Source organism: Pseudomonas sp. D(2018) (genome assembly GCF_005502555.1).
GTDB lineage: Bacteria > Pseudomonadota > Gammaproteobacteria > Pseudomonadales > Pseudomonadaceae > Metapseudomonas > Metapseudomonas resinovorans.
On record NZ_SCOK01000002.1, the window covers coordinates 305,532 to 330,628 of the forward strand.

Annotated in this window: 28 protein-coding genes; 16 read left to right on the forward strand and 12 right to left on the reverse strand. The window is 61.9% G+C overall.

Going from position 1 to position 25,097, the window contains the following annotated elements; genetic code table 11:
- Positions 1-36: 36 nt before the first annotated feature.
- Positions 37-891, forward strand: coding sequence for a carbon-nitrogen hydrolase family protein (locus FFS60_RS03120; protein ID WP_137821109.1), 855 nt, complete (start codon positions 37-39; stop codon positions 889-891).
- Positions 888-2,330, forward strand: a complete 1,443-nt coding sequence (gene tldD / locus FFS60_RS03125; protein WP_028628502.1) for a metalloprotease TldD — start codon at positions 888-890, stop codon at positions 2,328-2,330. Before FFS60_RS03120 ends, tldD begins: the two co-directional genes overlap by 4 nt.
- A gap of 19 nt (positions 2,331-2,349) precedes the next feature.
- On the opposite strand, the gene yjgA is transcribed toward tldD, so the two are convergent.
- Positions 2,350-2,871 carry a ribosome biogenesis factor YjgA gene (gene yjgA / locus FFS60_RS03130; protein ID WP_028628501.1) on the reverse strand — a complete coding sequence of 174 codons (522 nt, stop codon included), beginning with the start codon at positions 2,869-2,871 and terminating at the stop codon, positions 2,350-2,352.
- Positions 2,872-3,015: 144 nt separating this feature from the next.
- Between yjgA and pmbA the strand changes: the two genes are divergently transcribed.
- Complete coding sequence (gene pmbA, locus FFS60_RS03135) at positions 3,016-4,362, forward strand: metalloprotease PmbA (protein WP_028628500.1); 1,347 nt, start codon at positions 3,016-3,018, stop codon at positions 4,360-4,362.
- Between the two features lie 67 nt (positions 4,363-4,429).
- On the opposite strand, the gene FFS60_RS03140 is transcribed toward pmbA, so the two are convergent.
- The 10 genes from FFS60_RS03140 to FFS60_RS03185 all read right to left on the reverse strand — a co-directional run bounded on the left by FFS60_RS03140 (position 4,430) and on the right by FFS60_RS03185 (position 11,428).
- Complete coding sequence (locus FFS60_RS03140) at positions 4,430-4,702, reverse strand: HPr family phosphocarrier protein (RefSeq protein WP_028628499.1); 273 nt, start codon at positions 4,700-4,702, stop codon at positions 4,430-4,432.
- Between the two features lie 16 nt (positions 4,703-4,718).
- Positions 4,719-5,576 (reverse strand): RNase adapter RapZ, encoded by an 858-nt coding sequence (rapZ, locus tag FFS60_RS03145; protein WP_028628498.1) that lies wholly within the window; start codon positions 5,574-5,576, stop codon positions 4,719-4,721.
- Between the two features lie 9 nt (positions 5,577-5,585).
- Positions 5,586-6,050 (reverse strand): PTS IIA-like nitrogen regulatory protein PtsN, encoded by a 465-nt coding sequence (gene ptsN, locus FFS60_RS03150; RefSeq protein ID WP_028628497.1) that lies wholly within the window; start codon positions 6,048-6,050, stop codon positions 5,586-5,588.
- Between the two features lie 16 nt (positions 6,051-6,066).
- Complete coding sequence (hpf, locus tag FFS60_RS03155; RefSeq protein ID WP_028628496.1) at positions 6,067-6,375, reverse strand: ribosome hibernation-promoting factor, HPF/YfiA family; 309 nt, start codon at positions 6,373-6,375, stop codon at positions 6,067-6,069.
- An 84-nt stretch (positions 6,376-6,459) separates the two neighbouring features.
- A complete protein-coding gene (locus FFS60_RS03160) occupies positions 6,460-7,956 on the reverse strand; it encodes an RNA polymerase factor sigma-54 (RefSeq protein ID WP_028628495.1) in 1,497 nt (498 codons plus the stop codon).
- A gap of 147 nt (positions 7,957-8,103) precedes the next feature.
- Positions 8,104-8,829: an LPS export ABC transporter ATP-binding protein gene (gene lptB / locus FFS60_RS03165; protein WP_016490964.1), complete on the reverse strand. Its 726-nt coding sequence runs from the start codon at positions 8,827-8,829 to the stop codon at positions 8,104-8,106.
- Complete coding sequence (lptA, locus tag FFS60_RS03170) at positions 8,829-9,365, reverse strand: lipopolysaccharide transport periplasmic protein LptA (protein WP_028628494.1); 537 nt, start codon at positions 9,363-9,365, stop codon at positions 8,829-8,831. The genes lptB and lptA overlap by 1 nt, the downstream gene beginning before the upstream one ends.
- On the reverse strand, positions 9,352-9,921 hold the full coding sequence (gene lptC / locus FFS60_RS03175; protein ID WP_028628493.1) for an LPS export ABC transporter periplasmic protein LptC: 570 nt from the start codon (positions 9,919-9,921) through the stop codon (positions 9,352-9,354). Before lptC ends, lptA begins: the two co-directional genes overlap by 14 nt.
- Positions 9,922-9,929: 8 nt before the next feature.
- Positions 9,930-10,454 carry an HAD family hydrolase gene (locus FFS60_RS03180; protein ID WP_137821111.1) on the reverse strand — a complete coding sequence of 175 codons (525 nt, stop codon included), beginning with the start codon at positions 10,452-10,454 and terminating at the stop codon, positions 9,930-9,932.
- Positions 10,454-11,428 (reverse strand): KpsF/GutQ family sugar-phosphate isomerase, encoded by a 975-nt coding sequence (locus FFS60_RS03185; RefSeq protein ID WP_028628491.1) that lies wholly within the window; start codon positions 11,426-11,428, stop codon positions 10,454-10,456. Before FFS60_RS03185 ends, FFS60_RS03180 begins: the two co-directional genes overlap by 1 nt.
- 231 nt (positions 11,429-11,659) lie before the next feature.
- On the opposite strand from FFS60_RS03185, the gene FFS60_RS03190 reads away from it, so the two are divergent.
- The 10 genes from FFS60_RS03190 to hisC all read left to right on the forward strand — a co-directional run bounded on the left by FFS60_RS03190 (position 11,660) and on the right by hisC (position 19,562).
- Positions 11,660-12,469, forward strand: a complete 810-nt coding sequence (locus FFS60_RS03190) for an ATP-binding cassette domain-containing protein (protein ID WP_137821112.1) — start codon at positions 11,660-11,662, stop codon at positions 12,467-12,469.
- A complete protein-coding gene (gene mlaE, locus FFS60_RS03195) occupies positions 12,469-13,266 on the forward strand; it encodes a lipid asymmetry maintenance ABC transporter permease subunit MlaE (RefSeq protein WP_028628489.1) in 798 nt (265 codons plus the stop codon). The genes FFS60_RS03190 and mlaE overlap by 1 nt, the downstream gene beginning before the upstream one ends.
- Entirely contained in the window at positions 13,266-13,733 is a 468-nt protein-coding gene (mlaD, locus tag FFS60_RS03200) for an outer membrane lipid asymmetry maintenance protein MlaD (protein ID WP_028628488.1), read from the forward strand. The genes mlaE and mlaD overlap by 1 nt, the downstream gene beginning before the upstream one ends.
- An 11-nt stretch (positions 13,734-13,744) precedes the next feature.
- Positions 13,745-14,389 carry a phospholipid-binding protein MlaC gene (locus FFS60_RS03205; RefSeq protein WP_028628487.1) on the forward strand — a complete coding sequence of 215 codons (645 nt, stop codon included), beginning with the start codon at positions 13,745-13,747 and terminating at the stop codon, positions 14,387-14,389.
- Positions 14,386-14,694: a lipid asymmetry maintenance protein MlaB gene (locus FFS60_RS03210; protein WP_137821113.1), complete on the forward strand. Its 309-nt coding sequence runs from the start codon at positions 14,386-14,388 to the stop codon at positions 14,692-14,694. Before FFS60_RS03205 ends, FFS60_RS03210 begins: the two co-directional genes overlap by 4 nt.
- A 109-nt stretch (positions 14,695-14,803) precedes the next feature.
- A complete protein-coding gene (locus FFS60_RS03215) occupies positions 14,804-15,043 on the forward strand; it encodes a BolA family protein (RefSeq protein ID WP_028628485.1) in 240 nt (79 codons plus the stop codon).
- A gap of 20 nt (positions 15,044-15,063) precedes the next feature.
- Positions 15,064-16,329, forward strand: a complete 1,266-nt coding sequence (gene murA, locus FFS60_RS03220) for a UDP-N-acetylglucosamine 1-carboxyvinyltransferase (protein ID WP_028628484.1) — start codon at positions 15,064-15,066, stop codon at positions 16,327-16,329.
- 90 nt (positions 16,330-16,419) lie between these two features.
- The gene (gene hisG, locus FFS60_RS03225) at positions 16,420-17,055 is read left to right on the forward strand and encodes an ATP phosphoribosyltransferase (RefSeq protein ID WP_028628483.1); all 636 of its coding nucleotides are present in this window, start codon (positions 16,420-16,422) and stop codon (positions 17,053-17,055) included.
- A gap of 123 nt (positions 17,056-17,178) precedes the next feature.
- Positions 17,179-18,507: a histidinol dehydrogenase gene (gene hisD, locus FFS60_RS03230; protein ID WP_137821114.1), complete on the forward strand. Its 1,329-nt coding sequence runs from the start codon at positions 17,179-17,181 to the stop codon at positions 18,505-18,507.
- A 2-nt stretch (positions 18,508-18,509) separates the two neighbouring features.
- The gene (gene hisC / locus FFS60_RS03235; protein WP_028628481.1) at positions 18,510-19,562 is read left to right on the forward strand and encodes a histidinol-phosphate transaminase; all 1,053 of its coding nucleotides are present in this window, start codon (positions 18,510-18,512) and stop codon (positions 19,560-19,562) included.
- A gap of 390 nt (positions 19,563-19,952) precedes the next feature.
- On the opposite strand, the gene algW is transcribed toward hisC, so the two are convergent.
- Positions 19,953-21,104, reverse strand: a complete 1,152-nt coding sequence (gene algW, locus FFS60_RS03240) for a Do family serine endopeptidase AlgW (RefSeq protein WP_028628480.1) — start codon at positions 21,102-21,104, stop codon at positions 19,953-19,955.
- A gap of 111 nt (positions 21,105-21,215) precedes the next feature.
- On the opposite strand from algW, the gene FFS60_RS03245 reads away from it, so the two are divergent.
- The 3 genes from FFS60_RS03245 to cysN all read left to right on the forward strand — a co-directional run bounded on the left by FFS60_RS03245 (position 21,216) and on the right by cysN (position 24,954).
- On the forward strand, positions 21,216-21,974 hold the full coding sequence (locus FFS60_RS03245; protein ID WP_028628479.1) for a Nif3-like dinuclear metal center hexameric protein: 759 nt from the start codon (positions 21,216-21,218) through the stop codon (positions 21,972-21,974).
- Between the two features lie 148 nt (positions 21,975-22,122).
- Entirely contained in the window at positions 22,123-23,040 is a 918-nt protein-coding gene (gene cysD, locus FFS60_RS03250) for a sulfate adenylyltransferase subunit CysD (RefSeq protein ID WP_028628478.1), read from the forward strand.
- Positions 23,041-23,052: 12 nt separating this feature from the next.
- Entirely contained in the window at positions 23,053-24,954 is a 1,902-nt protein-coding gene (cysN, locus tag FFS60_RS03255; RefSeq protein WP_137821115.1) for a sulfate adenylyltransferase subunit CysN, read from the forward strand.
- Positions 24,955-25,097 lie beyond the last annotated feature (143 nt).

The window sequence follows — 25,097 nt, forward strand, 5'->3', positions numbered from 1 at the left end:
GTTAGCATGCATTTCATGCCTTGAACGGAGATTCCGATGTCCCTTGCCGTAATTCAGATGGTTAGCCAGGACAATGTCCTGGCTAACCTCGCCAGCGCCCGCCGCCTGCTGGAACAGGCTGCCGAAGGCGGTGCCCGCCTGGCGGTGCTGCCTGAGAACTTCGCCGCCATCGGCCGTCGGGATCTCGCCGAGCTGGGGCGTGCCGAGGCGGAAGGCCGGGGACCGATCCTGCCCTGGTTGCGCCAGGCCGCCCGCGATCTCAAGCTCTGGATAGTGGCTGGCACCCTGCCGCTACCGCCCGACGGCCGGCCTGCGGACAAGGCCAACGCCTGCTCCCTGCTGATCGACGAGCATGGCGAACGAGCTGCGCGCTACGACAAGATCCACCTGTTCGATGTGGACGTCACCGACACTCGCGGCCGCTACCGCGAATCCGACGATTACGCCCATGGCGCACAGGTAGTGGTGGCGGACACACCGGTCGGTCGGCTCGGTCTGACCGTCTGCTACGACCTGCGCTTTCCCGAGTTGTATGGCGCACTGCGCGAAGCCGGCGCCGAGTTGATCAGCGCTCCCTCGGCCTTCACCGCCGTGACCGGCGCGGCGCACTGGCAAGTGCTGGTACGTGCTCGCGCGATCGAAACCCAGTGCTACCTGCTGGCGGCAGGGCAGGGCGGTATGCACCCCGGCCCGCGCGAAACCTTCGGCCATTCGGCCATCGTCGACCCCTGGGGGCGGCTACTGGCCGAGCGGGCCCAGGGCGAAGCCGTGTTGCTTGCCAGTCGCGACGCGGACGAGCAGGCGGCCATCCGCCAGCGCATGCCGGTGAGCACCCACAGAAGATTCATGACGCCGGCCACTCCCGGGCCGGCGCGTACGGAGAAGTTATGAGCGACGTCTTGTTATCTGTCAGCGAGCATCTGCTGGCACCTGGTGACCTCAGTATCGAGCAGTTGCCGGAAATCCTCGGAGAGCTGGCCGGCCCAGGCATCGACGCTGCCGATCTGTATTTCCAGGGGCAGATTTCCGAGTCCTGGATGCTGGAGGACGGCATCGTCAAGGAAGGTAGCTTCCATCTCGATCAGGGCGTCGGCGTGCGTGCCCAGTCCGGCGAGAAGACCGGGTTCGCTTACAGCAATGCCATCACGGCGGATGCCTTGCGCCAGGCCGCGCGGGCCGCGCGTTCCATTTCCCGTGCCGGGCAGGAAGGGCGGGTGCAGGCCTTCGCCAGCCCGCAGATTACCCGGCTCTACGATTCCAGCAGCCCGCTGGATGTGATCAGCCGTGCCGAGAAGGTGGAGCTGCTGAAGAAGGTCGACGCCGCCACCCGTGCGCTCGATCCACGCATCAAGCAAGTGACTGTGAGTATGGCCGGCGTCTGGGAGCGCATCCTGATCGCCGCCAGCGACGGCAGCCTGGGCGCCGATGTGCGCCCGCTGGTGCGTTTCAATGTCAGTGTGATCGTCGAGCAGAACGGCCGCCGCGAGCGCGGTGGCCATGGCGGCGGCGGACGTACCGACTACCGTTATTTCCTCCAGGAAGACCGCGCCATGGGCTATGCCCGCGAGGCGCTGCGCCAGGCCCTGGTCAATCTGGAAGCTGTTCCCGCGCCGGCTGGTACCCTGCCGGTGGTGATGGGAGCTGGCTGGTCCGGTGTGCTGCTGCATGAAGCCGTGGGCCACGGCCTGGAAGGAGACTTCAACCGCAAGGGCAGCTCAGCCTACAGCGGCCGCATCGGCGAGAAGGTGGCTTCCAGTCTTTGCACCATCGTCGACGACGGCACCCTGGCCTATCGCCGTGGCTCCCTCAGCGTTGACGATGAGGGCACCCCGACCCAGTGCACCACGCTGATCGAAAACGGTGTGCTCAAGGGCTACATGCAGGACAAGCTGAACGCCCGCCTGATGAAGGTGGCGCGCACCGGCAACGGTCGCCGGGAGTCCTACGCGCACCTGCCGATGCCACGCATGACCAACACCTACATGCTGGCCGGCAAGAGCGATCCGCAGGAGATCATCGCCTCGGTGGAACGCGGCATCTACTGCGCCAACCTCGGAGGTGGCCAGGTGGACATCACCAGCGGCAAGTTCGTCTTCTCCACCAGCGAGGCGTACTTGATCGAGAACGGAAAGATCACCACGCCAGTGAAGGGCGCTACCCTGATCGGCAATGGTCCGGAGGCCATGAGCCGGGTGTCCATGGTCGGCAATGACCTGGCACTGGACAGCGGCGTGGGTACCTGTGGCAAGGACGGTCAGTCGGTACCGGTGGGCGTGGGTCAGCCGACCCTGAAGATCGATGCAATAACGGTAGGCGGGACGGGGGCCTGATGGCGGCCCCCCGGAAGGATCAGCGCAAGCCGCGCTTGGCCTCGTCCAGGTCGCGGATGTATTTGAACACCTTGCGCGCGGCGGCCGGTGGTTTGTTGTGGGCCACTTCGTGCTGGGCATGACGGATCAGGCCGCGCAGGTGCTGGCGGTCGGTATCCGGGTAGTCGGCGACGAAGCTTTCCAGGGCGGCATCGCCACCCTCGATCAGACGGTCGCGCCAGCGTTCCAGGGCGTGGAAGCGTTCGTTGTACTCGCGGGTGGAGCTGTCGAGCTGGTCGATCAGGCCGACAATGGCGTCGATGTCCTGCTCGCGCATGAGCTTGCCGATGTACTGGATGTGCCGTTTGCGGGCAACGTGTGCCTTGTGCTTCGGCGCTTCCGCCAGGGCTCGCTGCAGGGCGTCGGTCAGTGGCAGCTTGGCCAGCACGTCGGGCTTGAAGGTCGTCAGGCGCTCACCGAGCTCCTGCAGGGCGTGCAGCTCGCGCTTGACCTGAGTTTTGCTCTTCTCGCCGGAGAAGTCGTCGTCGAGGAATTCAGACATGGGGGTGGTCCAATGGGAAACGCCGCCATGATAACCAGTCGGGGCCGCCTTGTCCGGCCCGGCTGGCGCCGCCGGAGTGCGGTACGTGCGGCGAGGCGCCAGTTTGCGCCCGTCGTGTCGAGGAATTATTGAACTGGAGTGGCTATGAGTGAAGTAGAAGTGGTCGGCCCGGAAGCATTGCCGGAATTGCAGGCGCGGGTCGAGCGCATCCTCGCCGAAGCCCGGCGCCAGGGTGCCAGCGCTTGTGAGGTGGCTGTTTCAGTAGAGCAGGGATTGTCCACCACCGTTCGCCAGGGCGAGGTGGAAACAGTCGAGTTCAACCGCGATCAAGGCTTCGGAATCACCCTGTATGTGGGTCAGCGCAAGGGCTCTGCCAGTACGTCGGCGAGCGGCGACGATGCGATCCGCGAGACTGTGGCTGCGGCCCTGGCCATTGCCAAGCACGCATCCGAGGACGAATGCGCAGGCTTGGCTGACGCCGCACTGATGGCCCGCGATCTGCCGGAGCTCGATCTCTACCATCCGTGGTCCATAACCCCCGAACAGGCGGTGGAGCAGGCGCTGATCTGTGAGACGGCGGCATTCGAGACCGACAAGCGCGTCAGCAAGGCGGACGGCACTACCCTCAACACCCATCAGGGCTGCAGGGTTTACGGCAACAGCCATGGTTTCGTCGGCGGTTATGCCAGCACCCGTCACAGCCTGAGCTGCGTGATGATCGCCGAGAGCCAGGGGCAGATGCAGCGCGACTATTGGTATGACGTTAACCGTATCGGCAATCAGCTCGCCGACCCGGTCAGCATCGGACGCCGCGCGGCCGAGCGGACAGCGGCTCGTCTCGGTGCACGTCCGGTACCGACCTGCGAAGTACCGGTGCTGTTCGCCGCCGAGCTGGCAACCGGCCTGTTCGGCAGCTTCCTTGGGGCAATTTCCGGAGGCAATCTCTACCGCAAGTCGTCCTTCCTCGAAGGTGCCCTTGGACAGCGCCTGTTTCCCGAGTGGCTGTCCATCGACGAGCGCCCGCACATCCCGCGCGCGATGGCCAGCGCGGCCTTTGACAACGACGGTCTGGCGACCTACGCCAAGCCATTCGTCGAGAATGGCGAGCTTGTGTCGTACATCCTCGGCACCTACTCCGGGCGCAAGCTGGGCCTGCCCAGCACGGCGAACGCTGGCGGCGTGCATAACCTTTTCGTCAGCCACGGCCAGGAAGACCAGGCCGCGCTGCTGCGACGTATGGGGCGCGGCCTCCTTGTGACCGAGTTGATGGGGCAGGGACTGAACATGGTGACCGGCGACTACTCCCGCGGCGCAGCTGGTTACTGGGTGGAGAATGGCGAGATCCAGTTCCCGGTGCAGGAAGTAACCATCGCGGGAAACCTGAAGGACATGTTCCGCCAGATAGTCGCCGTGGGCAGCGACCTGGAGCTGCGCGGCAACATTCGCACCGGGTCTGTCCTGATCGAGCGGATGACGGTTGCGGGCAGCTGAAGGTTGCTTGGCCAGGGAATGAAAAACGCGCCCAATTGGGCGCGTTTTCACGAGGCGGTAGTGGCAGTCATTCGCCTTCGTCGAACTTATTGTTGATCAGTTCGATCAGGGCGGTGAGGGCGTCGTCGTCCTGGTCGCCTTCGGTATGCAGGTGAATGGGGGTGCCTTTGCCTGCCGCCAGCATCATCACCGCCATGATGCTCTTGCCGTCCACCAGGCTTTCTGGGGAGCGGCCCACGCGAATCTGGCAAGGATAGCGACCGGCCACGCCGACGAACTTCGCCGCGGCTCGGGCATGCAGTCCGAGCTTGTTGATGATGGTGATCTCGCAGGCGGGCATCGCGTTTCCAATCCTTCTAGCTGAGGTCGCGGTGGCGAACCTGGACATTCTTCAAGCTGGGTTTCAGCGCGGTGCCCAGACGCTCGGCGACGTAGACCGAACGGTGGTGCCCACCGGTGCAGCCGATGGCGATAGTGACATAAGCGCGGTTACTGGCGGCGAAGCGCGGCAGCCATTTGCTCAGATAGCCGAGGATATCCTGATACATCTCTTCGACATCAGGTTGCCCCGCGAGATACTCGGCGACTGCTGGTTCCAGCCCGGAATGATCGCGCAGCTCGGGCTTCCAGTACGGATTGGGAAGGCAGCGCACGTCGAACACCAGGTCGGCATCCACAGGCATGCCACGCTTGAATCCAAAAGACTCGATCAGGAAGGCGGTGCCTGGCTCCGGCTGGTTCAGTAGTCGGAGCTTGATGCTGTCGCGCAGTTGGTAGAGGTTGAGGTGCGTGGTATCGATCTTCAGATCGGCGAGATCGGCAATGGGGGCCAGAAGTGCTTCTTCGTCCTGGATTGCTTCCGCCAGGGAACGGTTGTCGTTGGTCAGCGGATGGCGCCGGCGCGTTTCCGAAAAACGCTTGAGCAGGGTGGCATGCTCGGCATCGAGGTAGAGCACGTCGCATTTTATGTGGCGGCTGCGGGCTTCGACGAGCAGCTCGGGAAAGCGCTGTAACTGGCTGGGCAGGTTGCGTGCGTCGATGGAGACGGCAACTTGGGGTTCCAGTAGTTCGGTGTGCAGCAGTGCCCGTTCCGCCAACTCTGGGAGCAGTCCGGCGGGCAAGTTGTCGATGCAGTAGAAACCGTGATCCTCCAGTACATCGAGGGCGGTGCTCTTGCCCGACCCGGAGCGGCCGCTGACGATGATCAGGCGCATGGAGAAACCCTAGCGTTCGCTCTGCACGTCCACCACCACCTGGTAGAGGCTGGTGCTGTCGGGCGCCTGGCGCAAGCGTTCACGAACATCGCTGCGGTCGAGCATGCTGGCAATCTGACGGAGCAGTTCAAGGTGCTCATCGGTAGCGGCTTCCGGGACCAACAGGACCAACAGTAGGTCAACCGGGGCGCCGTCGATAGCGTCGAAATCGACTGGAGCGTCGAGCCGGAGCACCGCGCTGATGGGCGAGGTGCAGCCGGTGAGGCGACAGTGGGGAATGGCGATGCCGTTGCCAAAACCGGTGGAGCCGAGTTTCTCCCGGGCTACCAGGCTTTCGAAAATATCCTGGTTGTCGAGGTCGGGGAGATCGCGGGAAACCAGCTTGGCAATCTGTTCCAGTACACGCTTTTTGCTGCCGCCCGGCACGTTCACCAGGGAACGGCCGGGGGTCAGGATTTGCTCGAGTCGAATCATAGGAAGGGGAAGAGTGTCAGCGGGCCGTAGCGCCCTGCTGGCGATTCAACTGCTTTTCCTTGTGTTTGATCAGTTGGCGGTCAAGTTTATCGGTGAGCAGGTCTATGGCGGCGTACATGTCTTCATGTTCCGCATTGGCCACGACCTCCCCGCCGGCGATGTGCAAGGTGGCTTCGATCTTTTGCTTCAGTTTCTCGACCTCCATGATGACTTGCACATTAGTGATCTTGTCGAAGTGGCGCTCGAGCCGGCCAAGTTTCTCGCCGACATAATCGCGCAGGGCGTCGGTCACATCCAGTTGATGTCCACTGATGTTGACTTGCATACCGCTTTCTCCTTATTGCCCGTGTATAAGAGACAGGCTAACGGGCCTGCCACCGGAACACTTTGGCGTGGGTCAATTTCCGCGTCACATCAGTCGCTTCCGTTCGCTGGAAGGCGCTATCCCAAGGGATTCGCGATACTTGGCTACTGTGCGACGGGCCACTTGAATGCCCTGTGCCTCCAGTAAACCAGCGATCTTGCTGTCGCTCAACGGCTTTTTCGGATTTTCCGCTGCGACCAGTTTCTTGATGATGGCGCGGATCGCGGTAGACGAGCATTCGCCGCCTTCCGAGGTACTGACGTGGCTGGAGAAGAAGTACTTCAGCTCGTAGATTCCGCGGGGAGTGTGCATGTATTTCTGGGTAGTTACGCGCGAGATGGTGGACTCGTGCATGCCCACGGCTTCGGCGATGTCGTGCAGGACCAGGGGCTTCATCGCCTCATCGCCGTACTCCAGGAAGCCGCGCTGGTGCTCGACGATCTGGGTGGCGACCTTCATCAGGGTTTCGTTGCGACTCTGCAGGCTCTTGATGAACCAGCGCGCTTCCTGAAGCTGGTTGCGCATGAAGGTGTTGTCGGCGCTGGAGTCGGCGCGGCGAACGAAACCGGCGTACTGTGGGTTGACCCGCAGGCGCGGCACGGCTTCCTGGTTCAGCTCCACCAGCCAGCGTTCGTTGTGCTTGCGAACGATGACATCCGGTACCACGTACTCAGGCTCGCTGGCTTCGATCTGCGAACCGGGCCGCGGATTCAGGCACTGGATCAGTTCGATGATCTGGCGAAGTTCATCTTCCTTGACCTTCATGCGTCGCATCAGCTGGCTGTAGTCGCGGCTGCCGAGCAGGTCGAGGAGATCGCTGACCAGGCGCTGGGCTTCAGTCAGCCAGGGGGTTCCCGTAGGTAACTGGCGCAGCTGGAGGATCAGGCATTCACGCAGGTCGCGGGCGCCGACGCCGGCGGGCTCGAACTGCTGGATGCGGTGGAGGACGACTTCGACTTCATCCAGTTCGATGCCGAGTTCGGGGTCGAATGCCTCGACGACCTCGGCCAGTGACTCTTCGAGGTAACCATCGTTGTTGATGCAGTCGATCAGGGTGACCGCGATCAAGCGGTCGGTATCGGACATGGGCGCCAGGTTGAGCTGCCAGAGCAGATGGCTCTGCAGGCTCTCGCCAACCGAAGTGCGCGAGGTGAAATCCCACTCGTCGTCATCGTTGCTCGGCAGGCTGCTGGCACTCGTCTGGTAGACGTCCTCCCACGCGGTGTCGACCGGGAGTTCGCTGGGGATGCGTTCGTGCCATTCGCCGTCTTCCATGGCTTCGGCATTGGTCTCGACGCTGGACTCTTGAAAGCTGGTCTCCTGATTGCCGGAGTTGGGCAACTGGTCGCCTTCGGCCATCGGGTCGGAGGTGTCGAAGTCGTCGCCATCCTCCTGCCGTTCGAGCATCGGGTTGGACTCCAGCGCTTCCTGGATCTCCTGCTGGAGATCCAGGGTGGAGAGTTGGAGTAGGCGGATGGCCTGTTGCAGCTGCGGGGTCATCGTCAGCTGCTGGCCCATCTTTAGGACTAGCGATGGTTTCATGGCAGAGGGCTTAGCACCTTATTCGCCGGCGCTTGCGCGCCATCCACTACAGGGCGCCGTAGCGCCACCAGGAAGCAAATTATATGCCTGACCTTGAAGGATTTTCCTAGCTTACGCAACCGGTCTTGTAGGCAAGGCCGCGGGACGCTACAGGCGGAACTCGTGGCCCAGATAGACTTCCTTCACCAACTGGTTGGCCAGGATTGCTTCCGCATCCCCCTCGGCGATCAGTTGTCCGTCACTGACAATGTAGGCCGTCTCGCAAATATCGAGCGTCTCGCGGACATTGTGGTCGGTGATGAGTACGCCGATCCCTTTGGCCTTGAGGTGATGGATGATCTGTTTGATGTCGCCCACGGAAATCGGGTCCACACCGGCGAAGGGCTCGTCCAATAGTATGAACTTGGGGGCAGTCGCCAGTGCGCGGGCGATTTCCACGCGGCGACGTTCGCCACCTGAAAGGCTCATGCCGAGGCTATCGCGGATATGGCTGATATGAAATTCCTGCAGCAGGCTCTCCAGCTCCTTGCGGCGTGCGGCGCGGTCGAGTTCCTTGCGGGTCTCGAGAATCGCCATGATGTTATCCGCCACGCTGAGCTTGCGGAAGATCGAGGCTTCCTGCGGCAGATAGCCGATACCGGCGCGAGCGCGGCCATGCATGGGCTGGTGGGTGACGTCCTGCTGGTCGATCAGGACGCGCCCTTGGTCGGCCTTGACCAGGCCGACGATCATATAGAAGCAGGTAGTCTTGCCCGCGCCGTTGGGGCCGAGGAGGCCGACGATCTGACCGCTGTCGATTGACAGGCTGACATCGCGGACCACCTGACGGCTCTTGTAGCTCTTGGCCAGATGCTGGGCTTTGAGAGTCGCCATTACTGTGCTTTCTGCTCTTTCTTCTTCGGCTGGATGACCATGTCGATCCGCGGGCGCGGCGTGGTCACGTTGCTGCCGGTGGCGCGGCCTGCGTTGACGATCTGGCGTTGGGTGTCATAGACGATCTTCTCGCCTTCGAAGGTGTTGCCTTCCTGAATCACCTTGGCCTGGTCGAGCAGGATGATGCGCTCGTTGGCGGCGAAGTATTGAATGGTCAGGCCGTAGGCCTTGACTATTTCCTTGTCGACGGCGGGCTTCTGTTCGTAGTACGCGGGTTTGCCCACCGAGGTGAACACCTCGACGTCGCCGTTGGAGTCTTGGGTAATGGTGACGGTGTCGCCGGTGATCTTCAGGGTGCCCTGGGTAATCACCACGTTGCCGCGGTAGACCGCGACGCCCTGCTTGTCATCAAGCTCGGCGCTGTCGGCCTGGACGCGAATCGGTTGTTCGCGGTCCGTAGGCAGTGCCCAGGCGGCAGCACTTCCGAGTGCGGTGCCCAGGCTGAGCAACAGGGGGAGGGTATTAACGAACCTCATGCTGGCCTCTTACGTTGGACTGCAGGATCATCCTGCTGTCATTCAAGTACGCTTTCATTCCTTGTGCCGTGGTCACCCCATTGGCCGCCTCGATTCTAACGGCTTGCTGGGTCTGCGCATATTCCTCGTCGGGGAATACGGTCAGCCGGCTGGTGGTCAGGAGGGTCGGACGGCCCTTGGCGTCGGTGCGGGCCACTCGGACCTTATCGATCAATTCAACTTGCTTGCCTTCGGGGCCCACTTCGCCACGCTCGCTCTGCACGTGCCAGGGAAAAGCCGTGCCGCGATGAAGGAGCAGGTCGGGACTGGTCAGCAGTGTGACATCAGTGGCCTTGATATGTTCGAGGTGTGTAGCCGTCAGCTCGTAGTGAATCTTTCCGTCTTCCTGGAACTGGGTGCTCTTGCCATTTTCCACATAGAAGTCGATGGCGTTTTCACTGCCCGCTGCCGGAGACCGGTCCATGAAGCTTTCAGGGCTGATGTTCCAGTAGCCGAGGGCGACGAGCAGTGCTGCGATGGGAATCAAGACCAGCGCCAGTCGGATATTCTTGGACATGTCAGGCCTCAGAGATAGGCGGCTTGAGCCGCTTCCAGGTTGCCCTGGGCGCGCAGGATGAGTTCGCAGAACTCACGGGCCGCCCCCTCGCCGCCACGTGCCTGCGTGACGCCATGGGCGTGCTGCCTCACGAAGGCGTCCGCATTGGCCACGGCCATGCCTAGACCGACTCGACGGATTACGGGAAGGTCTGGCAGGTCATCGCCTAGGTAGGCGACCTGATCGTGGGTCAGATCGAGTTCCGCGAGCAGGCCATCCAGCACAACCAGCTTGTCCTCGCGTCCCTGGAACAGGTGCTGGATGCCGAGGTTCTGCGCGCGGCGTTCGACGACTTCGGATTGGCGGCCGCTGATGATGGCTGTGCGCACTCCCGTGTTCATCAGCATCTTGATGCCTTGGCCGTCCAAGGTGTTGAAGGTCTTGAATTCGCCGCCTCCGGGGAGGAAGTAGAGGCGGCCGTCGGTTAGTACGCCATCCACGTCGAATACCGCCAGACGAACGGCCTTGGCACGGGTGAGGAGGTCGTTACTCATCAAATCACTCCGGCTCGGGTCATGTCATGAATATGCAGGGCGCCGATGGGGTGGTCGTCTTCGTCGACCACGACCAGCACGTTGATCTTGTGGTCATCCATGATCTTCAGGGCCTCAGCGGCGAGCATGTCCGGGCGTACAGTCTTGCCATGGACGGTCATGACGTCGTCGATGCTGGCCTGGCGCACATCGATGCCTTTATCCAGGGTGCGGCGCAGGTCGCCGTCGGTAAAGATGCCGGCGAGACGGCCATCGTCCTCGTTTACCGCGGTCATGCCCAGGCCCTTGCGGGTCATTTCCAGAAGCGCCTCGCGCAGCGGCGTGCCGCGCGCGACGCTGGGCAGGCTTTCGCCGCCATGCATGATGTTCTCCACCTTGAGCAGCAGGCGTCGGCCCAGCGCGCCGCCTGGATGGGAGAAGGCGAAGTCTTCGGCGGTGAAGCCACGAGCTTCCAGCAGGGCGATTGCGAGGGCATCGCCCAGTACCAGGGAGGCGGTGGTGGAGGAGGTTGGCGCGAGGTTCAGCGGGCAGGCTTCCTGGGCAACGCGAGCGTCCAGGTTCGCGGCGGCGGCCTTGGCCAATGGGGAATCCGGATTGCCTGTGAGACTGATCAGGGTGATGCCCAGGCGTTTGATCAGTGGCAACAGGGTGACGATCTCGGCAGTCGACCCAGAGTTGGAAAGCGCCAGGACCACGTCGTCGCGGGTGATCATGCCCATGTCGCCATGGCTGGCTTCGGCCGGGTGGACGAAGAACGAGGGGGTACCGGTACTGGCCAGGGTGGCGGCGACCTTTTTGCCGACGTGGCCCGACTTGCCCATCCCGACTACGACTACGCGTCCCTTGCAGGCCAGAATCAGTTCGCAGGCGCGAACGAAATCGGCGTCGATGCGCGGCAGAAGGGCGTCGATGGCCTCGCGTTCGAGTCGGATAGTGCGTTGTGCGGACTTGATGAGATCGCTGGATTGGCTCATGGAGGGCGTGCAGTTGCCGAGGGAAAAGGCGGCGATTATAGCGATAAAGGTGATTTAGCTCACGCGCCAATGCCGTGGAGGCTGTCGCAAAGCTGAACAGACGCTGGTGTGGCCTTGGGAGCGGCAATGGCGCGGTGATATAGTCCGCGCCTTGTTCGGCCCGTCCCGGGCGGGGTGTCCTTGCGTTGGGATGCGTCGTCTTTCAGGGAGGCTGTATCGCAAGGAGTTTAGATGAGCGCCGAAAACGCCTATGCCGTCGAGCTGAAGGGAGTAACCTTCAACCGCGGCACGCGCAGCATTTTTCAAGATGTCGATATCCGTATTCCGCGCGGCAAGGTAACCGGCATCATGGGGCCTTCCGGCTGCGGCAAGACCACGTTGCTGCGCCTGATCGCCGCCCAGCTCAAACCCGCCAGTGGCGAGGTCTGGGTCAATGGACAGAACCTGCCCAAACTCTCCCGTGCCGACCTGTTCGACATGCGTAAGCAGTTTGGTGTGCTGTTCCAGAGTGGTGCGCTGTTCACTGATCTGGATGTATTCGAAAACGTCGCGTTTCCGCTGCGGGTGCACACCAAGCTGCCGGAAGAAATGATTCGTGACATAGTTTTGATGAAGCTCCAGGCCGTTGGCTTGCGTGGCGCCATCGAGCTGATGCCTGATGAACTTTCCGGTGGCATGAAGCGCCGCGTGGCGCTGGCGCGGGCGATTGCACTCGATCCGCAGATATTGATGTATGACGAACCGTTCGTCGGTCAGGACCCCATTGCCATGGGCGTACTGGTGCGCTTGATTCGCCTCCTCAACGATGCGCTCGGAATTACCAGCATCGTGGTCTCCCACGACCTGGCGGAAACCGCGAGCATCGCGGACTACCTCTACGTAGTCGGCGATTCCCAGGTACTGGGGCAGGGAACCCCGGATGAGCTGATGAATTCCGATAACCCGCGTATCCGCCAGTTCATGAAAGGCATCCCGGACGGTCCGGTGCCCTTCCATTTCCCGGCACCGGATTACCGCAAAGACTTGCTGGGGGGGCGCTGATGCGCAAGAAATCCTTGCTCGAGCGCATTCGCCTGCTCGGGCGTTCCGGTCTGGATGTGCTGGAAGCGCTAGGGCGCTCCACCCTGTTCCTGATCCATGCCCTGTTTGGCCGCACCGGCGTGGGCAACGGCTTTCAGTTGCTGGTCAAGCAGCTCTACGCCGTTGGTGTGCTGTCGTTGGCGATCATTGTGGTCTCCGGCGTTTTCATCGGCATGGTGCTGGCTCTCCAGGGCTATAACATCCTGGTCGACTACGGATCCGAGCAGGCAGTGGGCCAGATGGTTGCACTGACTTTGCTGCGTGAGCTTGGGCCAGTGGTGACCGGTCTGCTCTTCGCTGGACGCGCCGGCTCGGCGCTGACGGCCGAGATCGGCAATATGAAGTCCACCGAACAACTCTCCAGCCTGGAGATGATCGGTGTCGATCCGCTCAAGTACATCATTGCACCGCGCCTTTGGGCGGGCTTCATCTCGATGCCGCTGCTGGCGATCATCTTCAGCGTAGTGGGCATCTGGGGCGGCGCTATGGTTGCCGTGGACTGGCTGGGAGTCTATGAGGGCTCTTTCTGGTCCAACATGCAGAACAGTGTGCAATTCACCGAGGATGTGCTGAACGGCGTGGTCAAGAGCGTCGTATTCGCCTTCGTGGTGACCTGGATCGCTGTGTTCCAGGGCTATGACTGCGAGCCGACCTCGGAAGGGATCAGCCGCGCAACGACTAAAACCGTGGTCTACGCCTCGCTGGCCGTGCTGGGGCTTGACTTCATCCTGACCGCCTTGATGTTTGGAGATTTCTGATGCAAATCCGCACCTTGGAAATTGGTGTCGGCCTGTTCCTCCTGGCCGGTCTGTTGGCCTTGCTGCTTCTAGCCCTGCGGGTCAGCGGTCTGTCTTATGGCGCCAATGGCGACACCTACAAGCTTTACGCGCATTTCGACAATATTGCCGGTTTGACTGTCAGAGCAAAGGTAACCATGGCTGGTGTAACCATCGGCAAGGTTACGGCTATCGACCTGGATCGCGACAGCTACACCGGCCGCGTCACAATGGAAGTCGAGAAGCGTGTGGATAATCTGCCCGCCGACTCTACGGCATCCATCCTCACTGCCGGCCTGCTGGGTGAGAAGTACATTGGCATCAGTGTCGGTGGTGATGAGGAGTTGCTCGCAGATGGCGGCACCATCCGCGACACCCAGTCGGCCCTGGTGCTGGAAGATCTGATCGGAAAGTTCTTGCTGAACACGGTCAATAAAGAGAGCAAATGAGGACTCGAGACATGATCAAAGCTCTGCGAAACGGCCTGTTGGTGCTGCTGGCGGCTCTGCCCCTGCTGGCCACGGCTGCGCCGAGTGCGCGCGATGTGGTGCAACAGACCACTGACCAATTGCTGGCTGACCTCAAGGCAAACAAGCAGCAGTATCGCAGTGACCCGAATGCATTCTACGAGGCCCTGAACGGCATTCTCGGTCCGGTCGTGGATGCCGATGGCATCTCTCGCAGCATCATGACCGTCAAGTATTCGCGCAAGGCCACTCCCGAGCAGATGACCCGCTTCCAGGAGAACTTCAAGCGCAGCCTGATCCAGTTCTACGGAAACGCCCTGCTTGAGTACGACAACCAGGAAATTCGGGTGCTGCCAACCAAGAAGGAAGACCCCGAACGCACCAGTGTGGGAATGGAGGTCAAGGACAGCAAGGGCACGGTCTACCCGGTCTCCTACACCATGGTGAACGTCAATGGGCAGTGGATGCTGCGCAACGTGATCATCAATGGCATCAACATCGGCAAGCTGTTCCGCGATCAGTTCGCCGATACCATGCAGCGCAATGGCAATGACCTCGACAAAACCATCAACGGTTGGGCTGAGGTGGTCGCGAAGGCTAAGCAGTCTGATGAGGCCAAGCAGGCGGGCGGACAATGAGTGAGGCGCGTATCGAACAGGCCGCTCCGGGCGAGTTGCGTCTGGTTGGTGTGCTCGATTTCAGCACTGGACCGCAGCTGCGTGAGGCGGGCAAGCAGATGATCCGTGCCAGTAAAGGCGCACGCATCCTGCTGGACTGCTCCGCAGTAGAGAAGACCAGCAGCGTCGGCCTCGCCTTGCTGCTGGCCTTCATGCGTGACGCCGAGGCTGCCGGAAAGGCGGTGACGGTGCGTGGAATGCCCGAGGATATGCGGCAGATCGCCGAAGTATCTGGAGTGACCGAGCTGCTGCCGCTAGAGGCTTGAGCCGGTCCGACGGCCCTCCGTCAGGCCCCGCGCGCGCGGGGTTCGCAGGCGGAGGGCTTTTTTGTATCATGGCCGACCCGCGCGCGTTGGGCGCCGATTGAGGTTGAGCATGCAGGCCGTAGAAGTGAAAAGCCTCCTGGAGGCGAAACTGCCAGGTACTCAGGTGGAAGTTGAAGGGGAAGGCTGCAACTTCCAGTTGAACCTGATCAGCGATGAGCTGGCCGGCCTGAGCCCGGTGAAGCGTCAGCAGCAGGTATACGCCCACCTGAATCCCTGGATTGCTGACGGCAGCATCCATGCTGTCACCATGAAATTCTTCAGCCGGGCCGCCTGGGCCGAGCGCTCCTGAGCTCCGCTGCCGAGAGAACTATGGACAAACTGATTATTACTGGCGGTCAACGCCTCGATGGCGAGATCCGCATTTCCGGCGCAAAGAACTCCGCGCTGCCGATCCTGGCCGCTACCCTGCTGGCCGACACTCCGGTCACTGTGGCCAACCTGCCACACCTGCACGACATCACCACCATGATCGAGCTCTTCGGTCGTATGGGCGTGCAGCCAGTGATCGACGAGAAGCTGGCCGTAGAAGTGGACGCCAGCAGCATCAAGACCCTGGTCGCTCCCTACGAGTTGGTCAAGACCATGCGTGCTTCCATCCTGGTGCTTGGCCCCATGGTTGCCCGCTTCGGCGAGGCCGAAGTGGCCCTGCCTGGTGGCTGCGCCATTGGTTCGCGCCCGGTCGACCTGCACATCCGTGGTCTTGAGGCCATGGGGGCGAAGATCGATGTCGAGGGTGGTTATATCAAGGCCAAGGCTCCGGCCGGCGGCCTGCGCGGCGCCAATTTCTTCTTCGATACCGTCAGCGTGACCGGCACCGAAAACATCATGATGGCTGCTGCCCTGGCCAACGGTCGTACTGTGCTGCAGAACGCCGCTCGTGAACCGGAAGTGGTTGACCTGGCCAATTGCCTGATTGCCATGGGCGCTCAGATCCAGGGCGCTGGTACCGATACCATCACCATTGATGGCGTCAAACGTCTGGGCGGCGCGCGCTACAACGTAATGCCCGACCGTATCGAAACCGGTACCTACCTGGTGGCTGCCGCCGCCACTGGTGGTCGCGTCAAGCTCAAGGACACCGATCCGACCATCCTCGAAGCCGTGCTGCAAAAGCTCGAAGAGGCCGGTGCCCACATCAACACCGGCAACAACTGGATCGAGCTGGACATGAAGGGCAACCGCCCGAAAGCGGTTAACGTCCGTACTGCCCCTTATCCAGCGTTCCCCACCGACATGCAGGCCCAGTTCATCTCCATGAACGCCGTGGCTGAAGGCACCGGTGCGGTGATCGAGACGGTGTTCGAAAACCGCTTCATGCACGTCTACGAAATGAATCGCATGGGCGCTCAGATCCTGGTTGAAGGCAACACCGCCATCGTTACCGGCGTACCGAAGCTCAAGGGTGCACCGGTCATGGCCACCGACCTGCGTGCTTCCGCCAGCCTGGTAATCGCCGGCTTGGTTGCCGAGGGCGACACTCTGATCGACCGCATCTACCACATCGATCGTGGTTACGAGTGCATCGAAGAAAAACTGCAGTTGCTCGGCGCCAAGATCCGCCGCGTGCCGGGTTAGGTCGTGTTATCGGCCGGCCCTGAACTGGGCCGGCCAGTAGCGACCGCGCAACAGGCCCCGAACGGGCCGTAGCCAAGGAAATCCAGTTTCATGCTCACCATCGCACTGTCCAAGGGCCGCATTCTCGACGACACCCTGCCGTTGCTCGCCGAAGCCGGCATTGTGCCCACCGAGAATCCGGACAAGAGCCGCAAGCTGATCATCCCTACCACTCAGGACGATGTGCGCTTGCTCATTGTGCGTGCCACCGACGTGCCGACCTACGTCGAGCACGGCGCCGCCGACCTCGGCGTTGCCGGCAAGGATGTGCTGATGGAGTACGGTGGCCAGGGACTTTATGAGCCTCTGGACCTCAGGATCGCCTGCTGCAAGCTGATGACCGCCGGTGCGATTGGCGCACCGGAGCCCAAGGGTCGCCTGCGTGTAGCCACCAAGTTCGTCAACGTCGCCAAGCGCTATTACGCTGAACAGGGCCGTCAGGTCGACGTGATCAAGCTGTATGGCTCCATGGAGCTGGCGCCCCTTGTGGGGCTGGCCGACAAGATCATCGACGTGGTCGACACCGGTAACACCTTGCGCGCCAATGGCCTGGAGCCCCAGGAACTGATCGCCACCATCAGCTCGCGGCTGATCGTTAACAAGGCATCGATGAAGATGCAGCACGCACGCATTCAGGCACTGATCGAAGTGCTGCGCAATGCGGTCGAGTCTCGACACCCAAGCTGACACCTTGAGTGCGGCCCTGCGCCGCACGCGCCTATCCGTGTCATAGCCAATATTCTCGGGTGCCCGCACGGTGGGCTTGCTACTCTAGCGGCGCCCGAGCTATTGCCATTCATGAGGCCCGCTATGACCGCTCCAATCGCTATCCGCCGACTCAATGCCGCTGATCCGGACTTTGCGCGACACCTGGATCATCTGCTGAGCTGGGAAAGCGTATCCGACGAAGCGGTCAATCAGCGTGTCCTCGACATCATCAAGGCCGTGCGCGAGCGTGGAGATGCTGCGGTAGTCGAGTTCACCCAGCGTTTCGATGGCGTTCAGGCGTCCTCCATGGCCGAGCTGATTCTGCCGCGCGAGCGCCTGGAGTTGGCCCTGGCGCGCATTACGGCCGAGCAGCGCAAGGCCCTGGAAACCGCTGCCGAACGCGTGCGCAGCTACCACGAGAAGCAAAAGCAGGATTCCTGGACCTACACCGAGGCCGACGGCACCGTGCTGGGCCAGCAAGTCACTCCGCTGGATCGCGCAGGCCTGTACGTGCCGGGTGGCAAGGCGTCCTACCCGTCGTCCGTGCTGATGAACGCGATTCCTGCCAAGGTTGCCGGCGTCACCGAGGTGGTGATGGTGGTGCCCACCCCCCGTGGCGAGATCAATGAAATCGTCCTCGCTGCCGCTTGCGTGGCCGGTGTGGACCGCGTTTTCACCATTGGAGGCGCCCAAGCCGTGGCCGCGCTGGCCTACGGTACCGAGAGCGTGCCTCAGGTGGACAAGATCGTCGGTCCGGGCAACATCTACGTTGCCACCGCCAAGCGCCATGTGTTCGGCCAGGTGGGTATCGACATGATTGCCGGCCCCTCGGAAATCCTGGTGGTCTGCGACGGCGGAACCGATCCGGACTGGATTGCCATGGACCTGTTCTCCCAGGCCGAGCATGACGAGGATGCACAGGCCATCCTGGTCAGCTCCGACGCTGCCTTCCTCGATAAGGTGGCGGCCAGCATTGATAAGTTGTTGCCGACCATGGAGCGTGCCGAGATCATCCGTACCTCGTTGCAGAACCGTGGTGCGCTGATCCAGGTGACCGACCAGGCCCAGGCCTGTCAGGTGGCCAATCGCATTGCTCCCGAGCACCTGGAGCTGTCCGTTGCCGATCCGCAGGCCTGGCTGCCGCAGATCCGTCACGCTGGCGCCATCTTCATGGGTCGTTACACCGCAGAAGCTTTGGGTGACTACTGTGCCGGCCCGAACCACGTGCTGCCGACTTCCGGTACCGCGCGCTTCTCCTCGCCGCTCGGCGTGTACGACTTCCAGAAGCGCTCTTCGATCATCTTCTGCTCGGCCGACGGCGCGTCCGAACTGGGCAAGACCGCATCCGTACTGGCCCGAGGCGAGTCGCTGACCGCCCACGCGCGCAGCGCCGAATACCGCATTGCTCCTAACAAAGAGCAGGGGGAGTGAACATGAGCAAGTTCTGGAGTCCCTTCGTCAAGGAGCTGGTGCCCTACGTACCGGGTGAGCAGCCCAAGCTGGCCAAGCTGGTCAAGCTGAACACCAACGAGAATCCCTATGGCCCGTCGCCCAAGGCAGTGGCGGCCATGCAGGCCGAGGTTGGCGACAACCTGCGCCTGTATCCGGACCCGAACAGCGATCGCCTGAAGCAGGCGGTGGCCGATTACTATGGTGTGCAGACTAGCCAGGTGTTCGTCGGAAACGGTTCGGATGAGGTCCTGGCCCACGCCTTCCACGGCCTGTTCCAGCACGGCAAGCCGCTGCTGTTCCCGGACGTGAGCTACAGCTTCTACCCGGTCTACTGTGGCCTATACGGCATTCCGTTCGAGGCGTTGCCGCTGGACGAGCAGTTCCAGATCCGCGTCGAGGATTACGCGCGCCCCAATGGCGGCATCGTCTTCCCCAACCCCAATGCCCCGACCGGTTGCCTGCTGGCGCTTGAGGCAATCGAGCGTCTGCTCCAGGCCAATCCAGATACGGTGGTGCTGGTGGATGAGGCCTACATCGACTTCGGTGGCCAGACCGCCATCAGTCTGGTGGATCGCTACCCGAACCTGCTGGTGACTCAGACCCTATCCAAGTCCCGCTCCCTGGCAGGACTGCGGGTGGGCCTGGCAGTGGGGCATCCGGACCTGATCGAGGCGTTGGAGCGGATCAAGAACAGCTTCAACTCCTACCCGCTGGATCGCATGGCCATCGCGGGTGCGGCGGTCGCCTTCGAAGACAGGGCCTACTTCGAGGAGACCTGCCGCAAGGTAATCGACAGCCGTGAGCACCTGGTGGCCGAGCTGGGCAAGCTGGGCTTCGACGTACTACCGTCGGCTGCCAATTTCGTCTTTGCGCGTCACCCGCAGAAGGATGCTGCCGGCATCGCCGCTGGGCTGCGCGAACAGGGCGTGATCGTTCGCCACTTCAAGCAGGAACGCATTGCCCAATTCCTGCGGATCACCATCGGCACGCCGGAGCAGAACCAGGCACTGCTGGACGCTCTGAATACGCTTTAAGCCTTCTGCGATCGAAAGAAAGAGCCGAGTGTGGAATTCCGCACTCGGCTTTTTCTTGGGTTCTTCGCGGAATCTGGGGAAAGAGCGAGTTGACAGTCAGGGAAAGTGCTCGAAGCGTGCGCCGATCAGCCCCTTCCACTTGCCGCCGAAGTCGATCTGGATGTCGTCAAGCAGCAGTGGGAGGGCGGGTCGGCCGCAGCGGCTTCGCCAAGGAGGCTCAGCACCAGTCCCGTGACAGTCGAAAGGTGGTGGGAGGGCATCGGATGATTTCGCTATAGATGTAATAGCATAACTTTTTCGGGCTAAGAGTCGTTCTTGTCCAGTGCGGGGCAATGCGTTTGCTGGATTGTAGAAACGAAAACGGCGCCCGAAGGCGCCGTTACTGTGGGGTCAGTTTCCGCCGTTGCTGCTGGGGGGTGGACGAACGCCGACCTCGGCGATCAGCTCCAACTCCTTGCCGTTGCGCATAACCTGGATGCTGACCTTCTCGCCCGGGCGGGCGCGGGCTACTTGGTTCATCGAGCGACGGCCGTCGCCTGCGGGTTCGCCCTCGATGCTGAGGATGATGTCACCGGGCTGCAGTGCCGCGCGTTGCGCCGGGCTGTCGCGGTAGATGCCGGCGACGACAATGCCGGGTCGGCCTTCCAGGCCAAAGGACTCGGCCAGCTCCGGGGTCAGCGGCTGGACCTCGATCCCAAGCCAGCCGCGAATCACCGAGCCGTGCTCGATGATCGCCTTCATCACCTCTAGCGCCAACTTGACCGGAATAGCGAAACCGATGCCCTGGGAGCCGCCGGACTTGGAGAAGATTGCGGTGTTGATGCCGATCAGGTTGCCATTGGCGTCTACCAGGGCACCGCCGGAGTTGCCGGGGTTGATTGCGGCATCGGTCTGGATGAAGTCTTCATAGGTATTCAGGCCCAGTTGGTTACGGCCGGTGGCGCTGATAATGCCCATGGTCACGGTCTGGCCGACACCGAAGGGGTTGCCGATCGCCAGAGCGACATCGCCGATGCGGATGTTGTCCGAGCGGCCGAGGGTGATGGGTGGCAAGTCCTTGAGGTCGATCTTCAGCACCGCCAGGTCGGTTTCCGGGTCGCTGCCCACCAGGCGTGCCAGGGTCTCACGGCCGTCCTTGAGGGCTACCACGATCTGGTCGGCACCAGCAGTTACGTGGTTGTTGGTCAACAGGTAGCCTTCGGGGCTCATGATCACCGCTGAACCCAGGCTGGACTCCATGCGCCGTTGACGCGGCAGGTTGTCGCCGAAAAAGCGGCGGAACTGCGGGTCCTCGAACAGTGGGTGGGCGGGCTTGCTCACCATCTTGGTGGTGTAGAGGTTGGCTACTGCCGGCGAGGCGCTGGTGACCGCGTCCGCATAGGAGTCCGGACCTTGGCGGGTGAAGTTGAACTTGGGCGCTTCCTGCAGATGCACTTCCTGGCGAGGCAGACCGACCCATTCCGGGTATTGCTGGATGATCAGCAGTGCCACGAGCACGCCGACAATCAGGGGCCAGCCGAGATATCGCAGGGCCTTGAGCATCGAGGGAGAATCCTGAGGGTTGCGAGGGGCAGGGGTGCCCCTTAAGGTGGCGCCATTATACGAGGGCGCCCGTTAAAAACGAGCCGTCCGCAACAGCTTGTGAGGAACGCCATGGCCATTGCCTTGAACACTCTGGTGGAAGAAGCGGAGCGCTACCTGAACGCTTCGCGCATCCAGGATTACTGCCCCAACGGCCTGCAGGTCGAGGGGCGTCCGCAGGTCAGTCGGATCGTCACCGGCGTCACCGCCAGCCAGGCCTTGTTGGACGCCGCGGTGGAGGCCGAGGCGGATGTGGTGCTGGTACACCACGGCTATTTCTGGAAGGGTGAAAACCCATGCGTGGTAGGCATGAAGCAGCGCCGTCTGAAGACGCTGCTGGCCAACGACATCAGCCTGTTGGCCTACCACCTGCCACTGGACTTGCATGCCGAGGTGGGCAACAACGTTCAGCTCGCACGCCAGTTGGACATCATCGTTGAAGGCCCACTGGAGCCGGATAATCCGCGTACTGTTGGGCTGATCGGCTCCTTGGTCGAGCCCATGACCGCCATCGACTTCGCTCGTCGTGTGCACGAGGTGCTGGGGCGTGAGCCGCTGCTGGTCGAGGGCGACCGGATGATCAGTCGGATCGGCTGGTGCACCGGTGGCGGCCAGGGCTACATCGATACCGCGATTGCTGCGGGCGTCGACCTCTATCTGACTGGCGAAGCTTCTGAGCAGACCTTTCATAGTGCGAGGGAAAACGGTATCAGCTTCATCGCCGCCGGCCATCATGCGACCGAGCGCTACGGCGTGCAGGCGCTGGGCGACTATCTGGCGCGGCGTTTCGCCCTGGAACATCTCTTCATCGATTGCCCGAATCCCGTTTGAGGGCGCTGCACGGCATCTATCCGGTGGGCATATCACTAGATTGTTTCGTTCTAAACAGGCCCCTCAATAGAAGGGAGGGGCTGTGTTAGAGTGCCCGCTCGTCCACGGCCCGCCGGCCGTCGTATCAGAAAGACCTTCGTGAGTAGCCATGCTCGATAAACTGACGCACCTGAAACAGCTGGAGGCGGAGAGCATCCACATCATTCGTGAAGTGGCCGCCGAATTCGACAACCCGGTGATGCTCTACTCCATCGGTAAAGACTCCGCCGTCATGCTGCACCTCGCGCGCAAGGCGTTCTTCCCCGGCAAGCTGCCGTTCCCGGTCATGCATGTCGACACCCGGTGGAAGTTCCAGGAGATGTACCGCTTCCGCGACAAGATGGTCGCCGAGATGGGCCTGGATCTGATCACCCACGTCAACCCGGAAGGCGTAGCCCAGGGCATCAACCCCTTCACCCATGGCAGTGCAAAGCACACTGACGTGATGAAGACCGAGGGCCTGAAGCAGGCACTCGACAAGTACGGCTTCGATGCGGCATTCGGCGGCGCTCGCCGCGACGAGGAGAAGTCTCGCGCCAAGGAGCGCGTCTACTCCTTCCGCGACAGCAAGCATCGCTGGGACCCGAAGAACCAGCGCCCCGAACTCTGGAACGTCTACAACGGCAAGGTGAAGAAGGGCGAGTCGATTCGCGTCTTCCCGCTGTCCAACTGGACTGAGCTGGACATCTGGCAGTACATCTACCTGGAACAGATTCCGATCGTCCCGCTGTACTTCGCCGCCGAGCGTGAAGTCATCGAGAAGAACGGCACGCTGATCATGATCGACGACGAACGCATCCTCGAGCATCTCTCCGACGAAGAGAAAGCACGCATCGAGAAGCGCATGGTGCGTTTCCGCACCTTGGGTTGCTACCCGCTGACTGGCGCGGTGGAGTCCACGGCGACCACGTTGCCGGAAATCATCCAGGAAATGCTCCTGACCCGTACTTCCGAACGCCAGGGGCGGGTCATCGACCACGACGCCGCCGGCTCGATGGAAGAGAAGAAACGTCAGGGCTATTTCTAAGGATTCCGCATCATGAGCCACCAATCCGATCTGATCAGCGAGGATATCCTCGCTTACCTGGCCCAGCACGAACGCAAGGAACTGCTGCGCTTCCTCACTTGCGGCAACGTCGACGACGGTAAGAGCACCCTGATCGGGCGCCTGCTGCACGACTCCAAGATGATCTACGAAGACCATCTGGAAGCCATCACCCGTGATTCGAAGAAAGTCGGCACCACCGGTGACGACGTTGACCTGGCGCTGCTGGTCGACGGCCTGCAGGCCGAGCGCGAGCAGGGCATCACCATTGACGTGGCGTACCGCTACTTCAGCACCGCAAAGCGCAAGTTCATCATCGCCGATACCCCTGGCCATGAGCAGTACACCCGCAATATGGCGACCGGCGCCTCCACCTGCGACCTGGCCATTATCCTGGTTGACGCCCGTTACGGTGTGCAGACCCAGACCCGCCGGCACAGCTACATCGCATCCTTGCTGGGTATCAAGCATATCGTCGTCGCCATCAACAAGATGGACCTGAAAGACTTCGATCAGGGTGTGTTCGAGAGCATCAAGGCCGACTACCTGCACTTTGCCGAACGCATCAAGCTCAACCCCACATCGATCCACTTCGTGCCGATGTCGGCCCTGAAGGGCGACAACGTGGTTAACAAGAGCGACCGCTCGCCCTGGTACACCGGGCAGTCGCTGATGGAAATCCTTGAAACCGTGGAAATCGCCGGCGACCGAAATGTCTCCGACATGCGCTTCCCGGTGCAGTACGTGAACCGTCCGAACCTCAACTTCCGCGGATTCGCCGGAACCTTGGCCAGCGGCGTCGTGCGCAAGGGTGATGAAGTGGTGGCTCTGCCTTCGGGCAAGGGCAGCCGGGTCAAGTCCATCGTCACCTACGAAGGCGAACTGGAGCACGCCGGCCCCGGCCAGGCGATCACCCTGACACTGGAAGACGAAATCGACGTTTCCCGCGGCGACATGTTGGTGCATGCCGACAACCGCCCGCAGGTCACCGACGGCTTCGACGCCATGCTGGTGTGGATGTCCGAAGAGCCTATGCTTCCGGGCAAGAAGTACGACATCAAGCGCGCCACCAGCTATGTGCCGGGCTCCATTCCCAGCATCGCGCACAAGGTGGACGTGAACACCCTCGAGGAAACAGCAGGCAGCAGCCTTCAACTGAACGAGATCGCCAAGGTCAAGGTCAGCCTGGATGCGCCCATTGCCCTCGACGGCTACGAACAGAACCGCACCACCGGTGCATTCATCGTCATTGATCGACTTACCAATGGCACCGTCGGCGCCGGCATGATCATCGCCGACCCGCAAGCCGGGCGTAATATCGACGGTCACCACGGCAAACAGGCGCATGTTGCTCGTGAGGAGCGTGCAGCACGCTTCGGCCAGCAGCCGGCTACCGTGCTGTTCAGCGGCCTCTCAGGCGCAGGCAAGAGCACCTTGGCCTACGCCGTGGAGCGCAAGCTCTTCGACATGGGACGTGCGGTTTACGTGCTGGATGGCCAGAACCTGCGCCATGACCTGAACAAGGGCTTGCCGCAGGATCGCGCCGGTCGCACCGAGAACTGGCGACGTGCCGCTCACGTGGCGCGTCAGTTCAACGAAGCCGGCCTGCTCACTTTGGCGGCCTTCGTTGCTCCGGATGCCGAAGGTCGCGAGCAGGCCAAGGCGCTGATTGGTGCCGACCGCCTGATCACCGTCTACGTGCAGGCATCGCCGCTGGCGTGCCGCGAGCGTGACCCGCAAGGACTGTACGCCGCAGGTCAGGACAATATCCCGGGAGAGTCCTTCCCCTACGACGTGCCGCTGGATGCCGATCTGGTGATCGACACCCAGTCAGTCACGGTAGAAGAGGGCGTCAAGCAGGTCCTGGAGTTGCTCCGCTCTCGCGGTGCGATCTAAGCACCGAACAACAAAAAGCCCCGCATTGCGGTAATGCTGTTCACATAAGCATTTGAGCTGTTGCCGAGGCTCCCCGAGAATCCGATGCCAGATCTCTGGCATCGGATTTTTTATGTCTTTCCAGCAGCAGTTACTCGACCTGG